11 protein-coding genes are annotated in these 15,447 nt (G+C 38.6%); 8 read left to right on the forward strand and 3 right to left on the reverse strand.

Annotated elements, in window-relative coordinates; all coding sequences use genetic code 11:
• Positions 1-88 precede the first annotated feature (88 nt).
• Entirely contained in the window at positions 89-694 is a 606-nt protein-coding gene (locus tag GQR38_RS01875) for a TIGR04211 family SH3 domain-containing protein (RefSeq protein ID WP_007584830.1), read from the reverse strand.
• A gap of 294 nt (positions 695-988) precedes the next feature.
• On the opposite strand from GQR38_RS01875, the gene GQR38_RS01880 reads away from it, so the two are divergent.
• The 4 genes from GQR38_RS01880 (at position 989) to GQR38_RS01895 (ending at position 5,963) form a co-directional block, all read left to right on the forward strand.
• Positions 989-2,512, forward strand: coding sequence for a CYTH and CHAD domain-containing protein (locus GQR38_RS01880; RefSeq protein ID WP_165721268.1), 1,524 nt, complete (start codon positions 989-991; stop codon positions 2,510-2,512).
• Positions 2,513-2,779, forward strand: a complete 267-nt coding sequence (locus GQR38_RS01885; protein ID WP_240917383.1) for a hypothetical protein — start codon at positions 2,513-2,515, stop codon at positions 2,777-2,779.
• 156 nt (positions 2,780-2,935) lie between these two features.
• Positions 2,936-3,745: a phosphate/phosphite/phosphonate ABC transporter substrate-binding protein gene (locus GQR38_RS01890; RefSeq protein ID WP_165721269.1), complete on the forward strand. Its 810-nt coding sequence runs from the start codon at positions 2,936-2,938 to the stop codon at positions 3,743-3,745.
• On the forward strand, positions 3,732-5,963 hold the full coding sequence (locus GQR38_RS01895) for an ATP-binding protein (protein WP_165721270.1): 2,232 nt from the start codon (positions 3,732-3,734) through the stop codon (positions 5,961-5,963). Before GQR38_RS01890 ends, GQR38_RS01895 begins: the two co-directional genes overlap by 14 nt.
• Before the next feature lie 39 nt (positions 5,964-6,002).
• Here the strand turns inward: GQR38_RS01895 and GQR38_RS01900 are convergent, their stop codons facing one another.
• Positions 6,003-7,520, reverse strand: coding sequence for a carboxypeptidase (locus GQR38_RS01900; protein WP_165721271.1), 1,518 nt, complete (start codon positions 7,518-7,520; stop codon positions 6,003-6,005).
• A gap of 365 nt (positions 7,521-7,885) precedes the next feature.
• Between GQR38_RS01900 and GQR38_RS01905 the strand changes: the two genes are divergently transcribed.
• The 4 genes from GQR38_RS01905 to mrcB all read left to right on the forward strand — a co-directional run bounded on the left by GQR38_RS01905 (position 7,886) and on the right by mrcB (position 13,401).
• Positions 7,886-9,109 (forward strand): diguanylate cyclase, encoded by a 1,224-nt coding sequence (locus GQR38_RS01905; RefSeq protein ID WP_007584842.1) that lies wholly within the window; start codon positions 7,886-7,888, stop codon positions 9,107-9,109.
• 220 nt (positions 9,110-9,329) lie between these two features.
• Positions 9,330-9,668, forward strand: a complete 339-nt coding sequence (locus tag GQR38_RS01910) for a P-II family nitrogen regulator (RefSeq protein WP_004587162.1) — start codon at positions 9,330-9,332, stop codon at positions 9,666-9,668.
• Between the two features lie 10 nt (positions 9,669-9,678).
• On the forward strand, positions 9,679-10,908 hold the full coding sequence (locus GQR38_RS01915) for an ammonium transporter (RefSeq protein WP_010555509.1): 1,230 nt from the start codon (positions 9,679-9,681) through the stop codon (positions 10,906-10,908).
• A gap of 150 nt (positions 10,909-11,058) precedes the next feature.
• A complete protein-coding gene (gene mrcB / locus GQR38_RS01920; protein ID WP_165721272.1) occupies positions 11,059-13,401 on the forward strand; it encodes a penicillin-binding protein 1B in 2,343 nt (780 codons plus the stop codon).
• Positions 13,402-13,466: 65 nt separating this feature from the next.
• Here mrcB and GQR38_RS01925 read toward each other — a convergent pair whose 3' ends face one another.
• Positions 13,467-15,308, reverse strand: coding sequence for a methyl-accepting chemotaxis protein (locus tag GQR38_RS01925; protein WP_007584858.1), 1,842 nt, complete (start codon positions 15,306-15,308; stop codon positions 13,467-13,469).
• Positions 15,309-15,447: the final 139 nt, after the last annotated feature.

Genomic DNA, 15,447 nt, shown 5'->3' on the forward strand with positions numbered 1-15,447 from the left:
AAAAAAATCCCCGCTAATTTCTTAGCAGGGATTTGTGTATAAGAGACAGCTATAAAGCGGCTTTTTTGTATTCTATAGAAAGAGGGGGTTATGCCCAACCTTCGTAGCGCTTACGACGCGACAACACTATCGTTAATATAATACCTAAAAACAGGCCTAAAAACGCAATAGCACCACCGTAAGTAAGTAGCTGACGTTTCTCTTTTGAGCTAGCAGCTTCCTTTTGGGTGCGCTCTTGTTCTAGTGTCGTTTTAAGCTTAGTAATTTGGGCCGATAACTGCAGGTTTTGATCAGTTAAAGTTTGGTTTTGCTCTTGTAGCTGCGGAAGTTCTATTTGAGCTTGGCGCAGGTTTTCTTGCATAGTGCTCATTTCGCTACTTAGTGTTTTGTACTGTTGGTGTAAGCCTGCCGTTTTGGTAACAAACTTAGTTTCTATCCAACCTTCGCGGTCTTTATCATCTTTAATTTTTATAAAGCCGTTTTCTTCAGCAGATAACAAGGTTAACTTTGTTCCAGCATCTACAGAGCCGAGTAGTCGATAATTCTTACTCGCACCAGAGCGCATAAAAGTATATAAATTATCGATAATATAAGCGGTGTTTGCATTAGTTGAATTTGCAGGTTTTGCTTCTTCTGCATAACTCATAAATGTGGTGGCTGTTAAAAGTAGCCCTAATAAACAATGTTTTAGCATTTATCTACCTTGTTGATCTAACTGCGTCCGTTATGAACGTGATTTTCATTTCACATAAGTAGTTAGATAGTATGGATTAAATAGCTCAATAGCAAGACTGATATTGTAACCTAGTAGCAGTTACCTAGCCCACTAGGTTACAAACCTCGCCCCGCGATTAAATTGCCTCTAGATAGAACGAATTTTAATCCACAAAGGTCAACAGGCACTAAAATAAGGCTAAAAAATTTGCATTGTTAGTGTGCTTTGTTTATTTTGAGCACTTATTTATTTTAAAGGTAATCCGCAAACCGAATGGATACTGAGATAGAACTGAAATTTTTGGTATCAGATGCCGTTATTCCACTGATCCCCTCGTTAATTACTCAATTTGCAAAAACGGTGAAGAATAAACCGTCACGCAGCTTACAAAATGCATACTACGACACGCCAAGCCGAGAGCTTAGAGCGCTTGACATAGGCTTTAGAACTCGCTGTTCTGACAGCGAATGCGAGCAAACTATAAAGCTTGCAGGTGAAGTTGTAGGTGGTTTACACCAACGTCCAGAGTACAATTTACCAATTGAATCAAGTCGCCCTAATTTAATGGCGTTTGATGCTGATATTTGGCCTCATGGCATGCAAATAAGCGCAATCTCAAAAAACTTGTATCCAATATTTAGTACTAACTTTATTCGTCGTACTTGGTTAATTGAAACCGAAAGTGGCGCTAAAATTGAAGTTGTACTCGATAAAGGTGAAATTGCGGCTTCGGGTAAAATTGAAATTATTAGCGAGCTTGAAATTGAGCTTGTTGAGGGCAGTCGTAGTGAGTTGTTTGCGTTTGCAGATGTACTGGTTAGCCAGAACTGTATCCGTTTAGGATTATACTCTAAGGCCGCGCGTGGTTATCGCCTTGCAGATGAAAAACCTTTAACACCAAGCAAATCTATTGGTTTTGTTCAATTACCAAAGTCGACTACCCAAGAGCGTGCTTTAGTTGAAGCCATGAACTTTGGCATTCGCTTTGTGCAAAAGCATGAGCAATGCTATTTCGATAAGCCAAGTTTAAAAACGCTTAAACGCGTAACTGACGGCATTAGCCTAATACGCCATACTTTTTGGCTGTACGACGATATAGTATCCAAAGAAAGTACAGAACATTTACGTACAGAGCTTAAATGGTTATTAAGCGAATTAGCGTGGGTAGAAAACGCGATTCAATTAAAAACGTACACGTCTAAACGCCATGCTTTTTATAAAAAAATTAATGCTGCTCCAGCACTTACTCAAGTCATTGGTGATTTAAAAGAGTTACAGCCAAGCATTGACGATATAAATGCACTGTTTCATAGCGCGCGTTATAATCGTTTATTACTGTCGTTAACTACGTGGTTAATTGATAAACAGTGGCGTAAAGATTGGGGGCAAATAGAGCTTCAAGCGGCTGAGCAAAACGTGTCGTCTATTGCGAGTCGGCTTTTTAATAAAGACTGGAAAAATCTGCACGAATTACTGCCTAAAGAACAAACACTCGATGTCGCTTCGTATTTAAACCTGCGCACTCAACTTGAAAATAGTTTACTGAGCGGTAACTGCTTAGGATCGTTATTTGATAAAGAAGAACGCCTAGAGTTTAGATTGCCTTGGCTTGATATTTCTCATGGTATTTATGAGTTAAGTACGCTTGAGTATTTAAAGCAGCTATGTGCAGGGCAAGAAGACGAACAGCTTGCTAAAATCCAGTCATGGCTTGAACAAAAGTCTGAATATTTAGTTAGTGCGATGGAGCAAAGTCGCCTTGCTTCATTTGACATAGAACCTTACTGGCAAAAATAAATGATGCGCTTTTGTAATGAAATTCAGTTACAAAAGTGCTTATTCGTTATTCTTTTATCAGTTAGTTTTAACACTTACGCTGAGCCAACATGGCATTTGTATAAAAACAAAAATGGCGTAAGTGTGTATTATCAAAGCCACAGTGATAATATTTTTAAAGTAAAAGCGCAGATGAGCGAAATACCAACCAGCTTTGCCTTATGGATCAATCCCTACTTGGCTAAGCAACAAAGCCTGCCTAAAAAGTACTTACAACATCTTTATTAATTTACATCATATGCTCACACATAAAAATACACTCCAAAACTGCCTGTAATCAAAGCCGGTCAGTGCTAAATATCGAATATATAATAATTTTATGGTGTGTTGAGTAGTCTTTAACTACGCTTAAGCAATAATGACACGCTATTATTTGGAGAATTGATGAAGTATTTAGTGGCTATATTATGTTTGATGCACAGCTCACTCTTATTGGCTCAAGAATATACCTTTGGTGTAGTGCCGCAATATGAGCCGCAAAAGCTAAATGCTATTTGGCAACCTTTGTTAAAGCAAGTAAGTAAGCAAACAGGGGTATCAATAAAGCTAATTACAGTTGAGTCTATTCCGGTATTTGAAAAAGCCTTTGCTAATGGCGAGTACGACTTTGCATACATGAATCCATGGCACAGTGTTGTAGCATATGAGAAGCAGGGGTATTTGCCACTAATAAAAGATGCAGGGCGAAAGCTGCAAGGTATTTTGCTCGTAAATAAAGACAGTGGTATTGATAATTTAAGCCAACTAGAGGGCGTCGAAATAGCATTCCCTGCACCTAATGCATTAGGTGCGTCATTATTAATGAGAGCCGACTTAGCGTTGTTGTATGGGCTAACAATAAAGCCTGTATATGTTCAAACCCACCCTTCGGTATATTTAAATGTAGCACTGCATTCAACAATGGCGGGCGGTGGTGTAATGGGCACATTTAAACAACAACCAGAAAGCTTGCAAAATAAGCTTAAAATTCTTTATAAAACGCGTGAAATTAGTCGCCATCCAATTGTAGCCCACCCAAGGGTTGACCCTACAATACAGTTAAAAGTGCAACAAGCTATTTTAGATATTAGCCAAAGCGCAGAGCATAAACATTTACTTGCAGGTATCCCAATTATTAAACCTAGTATTGCAACTTTAGCAGAGTATCAGCAGTTGACTCAGTGGGGCTTGCGCTCATTTTATGTTGAAAATTAGAGGGTTTCGTAGTCTAAGGGCACAAAGCTTTATTGTTGTATTGCTTTGTGGCTTGCTTATGGCCTGTCTTTTTATGTTTTACGCCTTACCTGAGCAAGCGCGTTGGGTAAACGATGGGCTTTCAAAGGCTGCTCAGCGTTCTTTAGCGCAGTTATCGACCTCTATAACGACTCCGTTGTTAACTAGGCAGTATGCAGAGCTGTATGAAGAAATAGACAGCCAACTCCAAACTCGCCCTAATTGGAAAAGTATTAAAATTGTTGATGTGGATTCAAATAACCAATTATACCCGCTTGAAAACTGGGTTGGAGCAAATGAAAACGGTGACATGCTGTTATCTCAGCAGGTGGTGTTTTTAGATAAACCGCTGGCTAATATTAGCTTGGTTGTTAATTTTACGAATGAAATAAACGAATCTTCAAAGCTTCATTACACCCTAATATATATACAATTTATTATTTTAGTTATCGTTTTTATAGGTTTAGCTTGGCTGGTGGATTACAGGGTTACGTCGCCTTTAAGGACTTTAAAACAGGGGTTTTCACGTTTAGCCAAAGGTGATTTTGATTGTCATATAGATAAACAACAACAAAATGAAGTAGGCAGCGTAATAAGTGCATTTAATAACATGGTTGATGAGGTTGCTAATAACCATCAAAAATTAAATGTATTACGAATTCAGGCTGAGTCAGCAAGTAAAGCAAAGTCAGATTTTATGGCCAGTATGAGCCACGAATTAAGAACCCCGTTAAATGCAATTTTAGGCTTAGCCCAACTGTATGGATATGATGAAAGTGCTAATAAAATACAAAAAGAAAACGCGAAAAGCATTTATCAAGCTGGAGAACATTTACTATTACTCATAGACGATGTACTTGATTTGACCGCTATTGAGTCGGGTAATATGCAGTTTAGTTTTTCTTATGTGCCTATTAAAAGCATATTAGAGGAGTCAGTAGAGCTCGTCACTGAGCTTGTTAAAGGGCACTCAATAACACTGCAAACCCAGGGTTTAGAGTCCTTAGAAGGGCTGAGAGTTTATATTGACCAGCGGCGCTTTAAACAAGTGATGCTTAACTTGCTTTCAAATGCGATTAAATACAACAAACCAAATGGCAGCATTAATATAAATTGCCGAGTGTTAAGTAATAAACAATGCGAAATAGATGTAACAGACACCGGATGTGGATTTGCTCCAGATGATATTTCTCGCTTATTTAAACCTTTTGACCGTTTAGGAGCTGAAACCAGTAAAGTAAATGGCACGGGTATTGGTTTAGTGATAACTAAGCAACTGGTAGAGCGCATGCAGGGTTCTTTAAGCGCGCAAAGTGAGCAGCACAAAGGTTCTTGTTTTACACTAAACTTTAACAGCTTTGATGAAGCTGACTTGCCAGCACAAGTGCAAGTACCTCAAATAACACTGCAAAGCTTAGATACAGTAACTCTTCCTACACTTGAGGTTTTAGTTGCAGAAGATCAGGTTACAAATCAGCAAGTATTAAAGCAGCAATTAACCATGCTTGGGGTGTGTTCTACTTTTGTAAGTAATGGCGAACAAGCTTGGGAAACTCTGCAAAATAAACACTTTGATATTTTACTAACCGATATTCAAATGCCTTTACTCGATGGGTTAGGGTTAGCCAAAAAAATACGCGAAAACACTCATTTTGATAAACTTATTATAATTGCAATTACGGCCAACATTACCAAAAACAATATAGATAATTGTTATGGTTGTGGAATGAACGGCTTTTTAACCAAGCCCATTGAGCTTGTTAAATTAAAATCGCTGTTGATGGAACACTCTCAAACAATGGTTAGTACATGTTCAGATAAATCTGATAGTGAAAATATAGCTTCAGATAGTTTTGATCAACTAGATATCACGTTATTAAAAGCAATGCTTGGTGATGATCCTACTGTGCACTGCATGGTGTTTAATGCGTTTTTACAAACGGCAGGGGAGCAAATTAAATTAGCTAATGCGTATGCTAAGAGTAAAAATTATGTTGATTTGGCTTTTCAGGCCCATGCCTTAAAGTCGTCGTCAAAATCGGTAGGGGCTATTAAACTGGCTGATATATGCCAGCAGATCGAAACGTATGCAGAAAATGAATCTATTGATAACAATGAAATGCAAAGTCTCGAGACCTGCTTCAACGATGTAGTAACGCAACTTAAAAGCTATTGTTTACGATATGAAAAACGCACATAAAAAATGGCTCATAAAGAGCCATTTTATGTTTAAAATATTTTAGTATTTAGCCGCTTCCCCTTTCTTAGGTAAAGCGTCCTGTATAAAGTCACGTAAATCGTTATTAGAGCTTTCTAAGTCAGCGTGGCGAAGGTACATCATATGCCCACTTCTGTAGCCTTTAAAGCTCAAACGGTCTTTCATTTTACCGCTTGGGTCTAATTGCCATAACGTATATTTAGCGTCAAAGTAATTGGTTGCACCATCAAAGTATCCTGATTGAATCATCACGTTTAAGTAAGGGTTTTGCGCCATTGCTAAACGTAGATTTTCGCCCGTATTATTACCGGTTCTATCCCATGGGTGAACATTACCAAATAAATTATATTTTACATCTGTTTTATAGTTTAGCTCTTCACGTAAGTAGTGATTAATTGCAGGAGTGAAAGAGTGTAACCAAGAGGTAAGTTCAGCCCAGTAGTCTGGGGATTCACCTGCGCCTCGTTTATCTATTCCTAAATAACGAGAATCTAAGCGACCCACCGTTTGACCACGTTCACGTAGTAGCTCTTTCCAGAAAAATTGAGTTGGAATATCCAAGTTATTTTGTTCAACAAACTTTTCTGATAAGCCTGCGTAGTGTGCCATTTTTGTAATAATTCGACGTTTTTCTTCAGCATTAATAAGGCCACCCTTAACAAGCGCTGGGATTAACTCGTTTACAGTAAACTCTTCAACTTCAGGTAATAACTCATCTAGATCTTTAGCTTGTAAATCGGCTTTAAGTGCTTTGTGATACCAAGCAGTCGCTGCAAAGTAAGGTAGGCGGTTAGCGGCTTTAATCGGGCCGTCGCGCTTAATACCAATATCAGTAGGTGATACGAGAACAACACCGTTTATGTACATCCATTGACTATTTTGAAGCTCATGAGCAAGACCCGATACACGTGTTGTACCGTAGCTTTCACCAATTAAAAATTTAGGCGATCGCCAGCGCTCAGCTCTATTTACAAAAGTATTTAACCACTCAGCAAGGTATTTAATATCGGCATTAACACCAAAAAATAGCTCTTTTTGTTTTGCTTTAGAAGGAAGTTCGCCTTTTTCGTTTTCAAGTACGCGAGAGTAGCCTGTATTTACAGGGTTTACGTAAACAATATCGGCAATATCAAGTACAGAATATGGGTTGTCTTTTACGCCATAAGGTTGAATTGGATAGCCTTCGTCATCAATTTTTAATACGCGAGGACCAGTATAAGCAAGGTGCATCCATACAGAAGCCGAACCTGGCCCGCCATTAAATGAAATAAGTAATGGGCGAGTTGTCCTGTCGTCAACTTTGTCGCGTGTGTAGTAGGTGTATTGCAATGTCGCAACCGCATCGCCTTTATCATCCCATACAGGTTGTGTGCCTGTGGCAACGGTGTAATTAAAGCGTTGACCGTTGATTTTAGCTTTATGTTGAGTAACAACTTTGCTGTCTACATCAATACGACGTTGGTTATCGGCAAGCGTGCTTGTACTGATTATTAATGCAATAACGGTTATCGGTAAACTGATAATACGACTAAGCTTCATTAGGTGTCCTTATTATTGTTGATACACCATTAAAGACATTAATGAGTTAAATAACAAAAGTATTGAGACTAGTGGCCGATAATACTAGTTAAGTAAGTGATTAATACACTTGTAGATTCGTATTAATCACTTCTATAGTTATTTTGGGTTGGGTTTCTTTATTTAGTTAATCACAGAATTCAGGTATATTGCGGGCCTACTTGTATTGGTTTTATATACAAGCTATCACCAAAAAAATCTAATGGATTACGCTTTCAAGCACATAAGTGCACTCTACACCGGATGTTTATGACTAATGCTATTGCAGTAATAGCATTGTATTTGTCGTTTTGTTACAAAATTAATTAAAGGTAAAGAGAAGCTTTATGCAAAGAGTATTAGTGGTTGAAGACAGTAAAGTAGTGCAGCAGGTGCTTCGCCACTTAACTGCACAATACCTTGATGTAGCAATTGATTTTGCTTGGTCTTTAGCAGAATGCGCTACGTTCGTAGAAAAGTACGATTATACGCTTGCGTTAGTTGATTTAACTTTGCCAGATGCTCCGCACGGTGAAGTTGCAAAATATACTTTATCTAAAAAAATTCCTACGGTTGTTTTAACCTCAAAAATAGATGAGTACAAGCGCCAACAAATGCTTGAATTGGGCGTAGTTGATTATGTTATTAAAGATAATCGCGATTCTTACCATTATGCCGTTAAGCTCGTTGCGCAATTACTCAGAAATCAAGGCTGTAAAGCACTAATAGCAGATGACTCGTTACTAAGTCGCTCGTTAATGAAGCAAATGCTAGAAAAGCAATTGTTTGATGTAACAGATGCCCACGATGGACAACAAGCACTCGAAATATTAAAAGCTAACCCTGATATAAAGCTACTTATGACCGATTATGCTATGCCCTCTATGGATGGCTTTGAACTTGTCAAAGCGGTACGTAATTTTAGAGGCCGAGACGACTTAGCAATTATTGGCTTGTCGGGCGCGGGGAAGCATGGCCTATCAGCGCGGTTTATTAAATACGGCGCCAATGACTTTTTAACAAAGCCATTTATGAATGAAGAGTTTCATTGTCGAGTACTTCAAACAATGGAGCAACTGTCGTTAATTTCAGATATTAAAGAAAGCGCACATAGGGATCACTTAACAGGGCTTCATAACCGACGCTACTTTTATCAATATGCAGAAAAGCTCCTTAAAAGTAAAAACCAGAAAAATACTTTGGCATTGCTTGATATCGATTTTTTCAAAAACATTAACGATACATTAGGCCATGAAGGCGGCGATCAGGCTTTAAAGCAGGTTGGTTCATTAATCCGATCTACGTTTTCAAAGTTTACGGTTGCACGGGTTGGCGGGGAAGAGTTTGCCATAATATTACCTGAAATAGAGCTAGAACGCGGTCGTGAATACTTTGAAGCATTTAGGAAAAAGATGGCTAGTTACGATTTTTCTATTAGCGATAAATCAATTAAAATTACCACGAGTATAGGCTTGGCTGACTTTCAAGACACTAGCTTAACGCAGGCAATGCGTGTTGCTGACAAAGCATTATACGAAGCTAAAAACCAAGGCAGAAACTGCGTGGTATAACCCTTCTTAAACAAAGCTAGGTACGTGATAAATATATAGAGATATACTACGCACCAATGTAGCTGACTTGTTAAATTAACGCACCTAATTGGTGCGTTTTTTTTGATCTTGAGTTTGTGTTTTTTACTAAGTGGCTGTTTTTAATTGATATAAAATAGTGGCACAAAGGTTGGATTGTTTAACCCAATAGGATAACAATAAAGAGTCCGAGGGGGCCGCTATGAAAATGATTAGTGCAATCATAAAACCATTTAAATTAGACGACGTGCGTGAAGCACTCGCTGATTTAGGAATTGAGGGGATGACAGTAGTTGATGTTAAAGGTTTTGGACGTCAACGAGGTCATACTGAGTTATATCGTGGTGCAGAATACCAAGTAGATTTTATTCCTAAGATCAAACTTGAAATTGCAACTCGTACTGAAAATTGTCAACGCGTTGTTGAAGCAATCACTAAAATTGCATCAACAGGTAAAATTGGTGACGGTAAAATTTTCGTGTACGACTTGGATCAAATTGTTCGTATCCGTACTGGCGAACTTGACGAAGAAGCAATTTAAGGGGGGTCTCATGGAAAATACAATAATAGAACTAAAGTTTTCACTCGATACCTTCTATTTTTTAATATCAGGTATATTAGTAATGTGGATGGCAGCAGGTTTTGCCATGTTAGAGGCTGGCTTAGTTCGCTCTAAAAACACAGCTGAAATTTTAACTAAAAATGTCGCGCTATATTCAATTGCATGTACGATGTTTTTATTAGTTGGCTACAACATTATGTATGTAGACAATGCCGAAGGTGGTTTTATTCCTTCAATAGGCGCTTTAATTGGTACACAAGCTGCCGATGCTGACCATTCTTTAGAATCTGACTTTTTCTTCCAAGTAGTATTTGTTGCAACCGCTATGTCGATTGTATCGGGTGCTGTTGCTGAGCGTATGAAACTGTGGGCTTTCCTAGGTTTTGCTGTAGTACTAACTGGTTTTATTTACCCTATTGAAGGTTACTGGACATGGGGTGGCGGTTTCTTATCTGAAATGGGCTTTGTTGATTTTGCAGGTTCTGCAATTGTACATGGCGCAGGTGCAGCCGCTGCACTAGCTGGTGTATTAATCCTAGGTGCTCGTAAAGGTAAATATGGTAAGAACGGTGAAATATACCCAATTCCAGGTTCAAACTTACCACTTGCTACACTAGGTACATTTATTTTATGGATGGGTTGGTTTGGCTTTAACGGTGGTTCTCAATTACTACTTTCGGATAAAGAAAACGCAACTGCAGTAGGCCAAATATTACTTAACACCAATGCAGCAGCTGCAATGGGTGCTATTGCAGCACTGTTTGTATGTAAAGTACTTTGGGGTAAATCAGATTTAACAATGGTCTTAAATGGTGCATTAGCTGGCTTAGTTGTTATAACAGCAGACCCTCTATCTCCATCACCATTAATGGCATGTCTACTTGGTCTACTTGGTGGTGCACTTGTTATATTTAGTATCATAGCACTTGATAAAGTTAAGATTGACGATCCAGTGGGTGCTATCTCTGTTCATGGTACGTGTGGCGCATTAGGTATTATGTTAGTACCGCTAACCAATGGTGACGCAAGCTTTGTTAATCAGTTAACGGGTCTAGTATGTATTCTTGCCTTTGTATTTGTAGCATCATTTATTGTTTGGACTGTGCTTAACAAAACAATGGGTATACGAGTAACCGAAGAAGAAGAACTAAACGGTATGGATCAACACGATTGTGGTATTGAAGCCTACCCAGAGTTTGTTTCTGTTCGAAATAGCTAATAGTTTATTTAAATAATAGTGTGTTTACACAAAGCCCTACTTCGGTAGGGCTTTTTTTGTTTCAGGGGGGGTTAACTTTTCGGATGTTAGGATATATCCAATATGCTAAGCTCACACTCGTGAATAACCCTTGGAATAAATTACACTTAAATGGCCGACAATAAAAAAACACCTACCAGTAAACCTGCAGCTAAACGTGCAAGTAAATCGTCAAGCACAACAAAAAAAAGCACCTCAAAGGGCAGTAAAAAAACAGTGCAAACCACTGTTAAACGCTCTTTTATGAGAAAAACATGGTCAGTGTTTTGGAAACTAAGCTTGGCTGTTTTTATTGCAATGGCAATGTACTTCATTTATTTAGATTCAAAAACAACGCGTATATTTGAAGGTAATAAATGGCAACTTCCAGCGCAAGTGTATGCTCGTTCTATGGAGTTTTATCCGGGACAATTTTTATCAAGCCAGGAAGTAGTGTTTGAGCTAGAGCGTTTAAATTATTCATCGGTTAATAGATTAAGCCGCACAGGGCAGTTTGTTAAAACAGCAGATAGCATCAAGATTTATCGTCGTGATTTTGAATTTTATGATGGCCTTGAAGAATCACATATTATTGAACTTCGCTTTGCAGGGCAAAAAGTTGCGACCATTAAAGATAAATTTGGCAGGCGTTTAAATTCTGCTCGTCTAGAGCCTGTGCAAATAGCGCGTATTGGTAATGACTCTAAACAAGATAGAGAATTTGTACCACTAGATAAGTTTCCAGCAATGCTAAAAGATACGCTATTGGTGGTTGAAGACCGTGATTTTTACGAACATCATGGTGTATCAGTGTTTTCTATTTTACGCGCGCTTTATTCTAATATTAAAGCGGGGCGCACCGTTCAAGGTGGTAGTACGCTTACTCAGCAGTTAGCTAAAAATATTTACCTAACACGTGAGCGCTCTTTAGTACGAAAAATAAATGAGGCCTTTATTGCCCTTATTTTAGATTATCGTTATTCAAAAGATCAGATATTAGAAGCTTACTTAAATGAAGTATACCTAGGGCAGTCATACAACCAAGGTGTGCACGGTATGGGGCTTGCTGCTGACTTTTACTTTTCAAAGCCGGTAGATGAGCTTGAGTACGATCAAATTGCTTTGCTGGTGGCAATGGTTAAAGGTCCATCTTATTACAATCCACGTCGCTATAAAGAGCGCACAATGGAGCGCCGAGACTTAGTGCTTCGCCTTATGGTTGAAAACAAGCTACTTAGCACAAAAGAGTACCGTGCATCGCTTAATCGCCCAATTGATATTGCGCCAATGAAAGCGAGTTTACAAAAATCATATCCAGGCTATTTAGAGTTAGTAAACAGAGAACTAAATGAATTATTGCCAGATCAGCAAACACTTGATGCAGGCGTAAGAGTATTTACTTATTTTGACTTACAAAAGCAAACAGCAATGGAAGAGTCTATTGAAAAGAGCTTACCGTACCTGGAAAATCGTCCTAGAACCGAAAAACTAGAAGCAGCCATGATCTCTGTTAATGTAGAAAAGGGCGGTGTATCTGCACTTGTTGCAGGGCGCGATGTTCGTTATTCAGGGTTTAACCGTGTTTTAGATACAAAGCGTAATATTGGCTCGCTGGTAAAACCGGCTGTGTATTTAAGCGCATTGCAATTACCACATTATAATTTAGCTACTTTGCTTGATGACTCGCCAGTACAGGTTACAAATGAGCAGGGAAAAGTGTGGCAACCAGAAAATTTTGATCATAAATACCGTGGAGCAATCCCTCTTTATAAAGCATTTAGCAACAGTATTAATATTCCAGCGGTTAATTTAGGCCTCGATGTAGGTGTTGATAAAGTCGCGAAAACACTAAAAGGATTAGGCGCTAAAGGGGCGATAAACGAATACCCATCGTTGCTTTTAGGGGCTGTTGAAATGTCGAGTTTTGAAGTTGCTCAGCTTTATACGACAATTGCTGCAGATGGCGAATATAAAAAGCTCACTGCAATTTCGGCATTAACTGACTCGGTTGGTAAAGTACTTTATAAGCATAAAGTAAATGCAGAGCCTCGTTTTGATAAATCTGCAATGTATATGACTAAATACGCGATGAAACGCGTAACGAAAGACGGCACTGCTAAACGCTTAAATTTACACTTCCCATCAATCCAACTTGCAGGCAAAACTGGCACTAGTAACGATTTACGTGATAGTTGGTTTGCAGGCTTTGATCAAAATACAGTGACGGTAGCTTGGCTTGGTCGAGACGACAACAAAAGCACGGGTTTAACGGGCAGCGTAGGTGCATTAGAAGCATATATTCGCTACTTAAAGCCACTTAATCCACAAGCAATAGCCGATACGCGTCCGCCATCAATACGCTGGGCATTTGTAAATGAGCAAACGGGTAAGCAGGCACCACCAGGATGTGGCAAGGTGATTCAGCTACCACTTAGAGCGAGTGAGTTTGAGCCAAGACCACAATGTATTCGTTAATCTAAGACTACTTTAAACAACGAAGCCGCTTATTTAGCGGCTTTTTTGTGAGTTGTAGTTAACGCTTAAGATTTAAAAAACTGCATTGATTTGGTTAAATCATTAGATAAGCGACTTAGCTGCTGTGCATCTTGCAGCGTTGATTGAGCTGATGTTAGCGTTTGATCTGCTAAATTGCTCACCTCTTGCGAATCATTCAATGCCTGTGTTGTCGCATTTGACTGCTGTTTAACACGCTCTGCAATAACTTCACCTTGATGTTTAATGTCGCCCATACTTTGCTCTGCGCTTTGCAATACTTCATTGGTTTGATTGGCTGCTTTTACTGATTGCTCCATTTTTTCAACACTTGAGCGCATTTTTTGCTGAGTGTCGTCAGATGCTTGTTGTAAGGAGCTAATAATTTGGTGAATTTCTTGTGTTTGTGTTTGTGTACGCTGAGCAAGAGTTCTTACTTCATCAGCTACAACGGCAAAGCCTCGACCATGCTCGCCAGCTCGTGCAGCTTCAATAGCGGCATTGAGTGCAAGCAAGTTTGTCTGATCGGCTATCTCACTAATACCTTTACTTACTTTGCTAATTTCTTGGCTATCTTGTGCTAGCTTATCGAGCGCTTGTTGGCTCTCTGCAAATTCAATTTGTAGATCTTGCATATATTTAGCAAGCTCCATTGTATTGTCTGAACCTTGTTTTACATGCGCAGCAGCATCTTGCGCGGTAAGCGTTGCTTGATGCGCTGACTCTTCAACAGCAAGTGCGTTTTGAGCCATTTCGCTTAGTGCATTATAAATGGCATTTACTCGGATTTGCTGTTTTGAAACATCATTGCTTGTTTGGCTACTCGCATGTGATAGCGATTTAGTTGCGCCGCATAGCTCTTCTGTACTTGCTTTAACATCAAATAATAAATGTGAAAATGCATTAAGTAATGCGTTGTAGCGCGATGCAATAATTCCCATTTCATCATTAGTGCTCGAATCGATAGTTGCATTTAAGTCGCCATTCGCGGCTCTATTCGCTGCATCAGCAAAGCGATTAATGGTATCAACAACTGCAAAATAAAAACCAATCATCAAATAAAATGCAAATAACAAACTAATTAATGAAGCAGCTAAAACAAGATTTCGAGTCCACTGTTGAGTTTGCAGTTTTGCTTCAATAAGGCTCTCAAGCGTTGGAATACTCTTACTAACAAGTTGATTAATACTGCTGTGAACATTGTTTGTTAGTTTAGTAAATTCTGATTGAGTTAATAAAATATCGTCTGGCTCAAGTAGTTTTTCATCTATCGCTTTTTTAAATGCGCCAACAGCACTGTGTAAATTATCTAACGAGGGCATGAGCGCTTTATTTACTGATTTATCTGCATTGGTGGCTACATTGAGTATTTTATCGAGTTGTTTTTCGTATAAAGGAAGTGACTTACTAAAATTTGAAAGTGCTATAAACGTATCTGGCGTAAAACGATTACTTGCCAAAACAGTGTTTGCGCTTTGCGCTGTCGAGTTTATTTGCATTATAAGTGCAGGAATTGGCGTGACTAAAGAGCGGTTTACATAAGCACTAGCTAACTGGCTATCTAATGCTAAGTTAGACTGAATAGAAACAAGTTCAAGTACATCATTTGCTTGATCGTCTTTTATATCAAAACCGAGTGAGCGAGCAATTTTTATATTTTGATTTGCTTCCCCCTGCATTTGATTTGAGAGTATTGACCTGTAGCCTTTTAAACCTTGTTGCTGCATTTTTGAAACAGCGATACTTTCACTTAATAATGAGACTAAAAAAAACAAACTAAGTGCAAGAGGAACGAGTAAAATTCCAAACATTAAGCTGATTTTAGTTTTGTATTTTAAATTTGCCATTAGCTGGATAGCGGGAAAAGAAAATTGGCGTAATCCTGACATAAGGCTCTCTTGTATTTTTGTAATTAGGGTAAAGGTGAATAGACCTTGTTATGCTTAATTATCATTCATTTATAGTACTTTACAAATAAAAAAAGCCCTTTCGGGCTTTTTTCAATCTTTAGTCTTAATTACACACTGT

The sequence above is a fragment of the Pseudoalteromonas sp. c7(2019) genome (genome assembly GCF_011378625.1).
Classification (GTDB): domain Bacteria; phylum Pseudomonadota; class Gammaproteobacteria; order Enterobacterales; family Alteromonadaceae; genus Pseudoalteromonas; species Pseudoalteromonas arctica.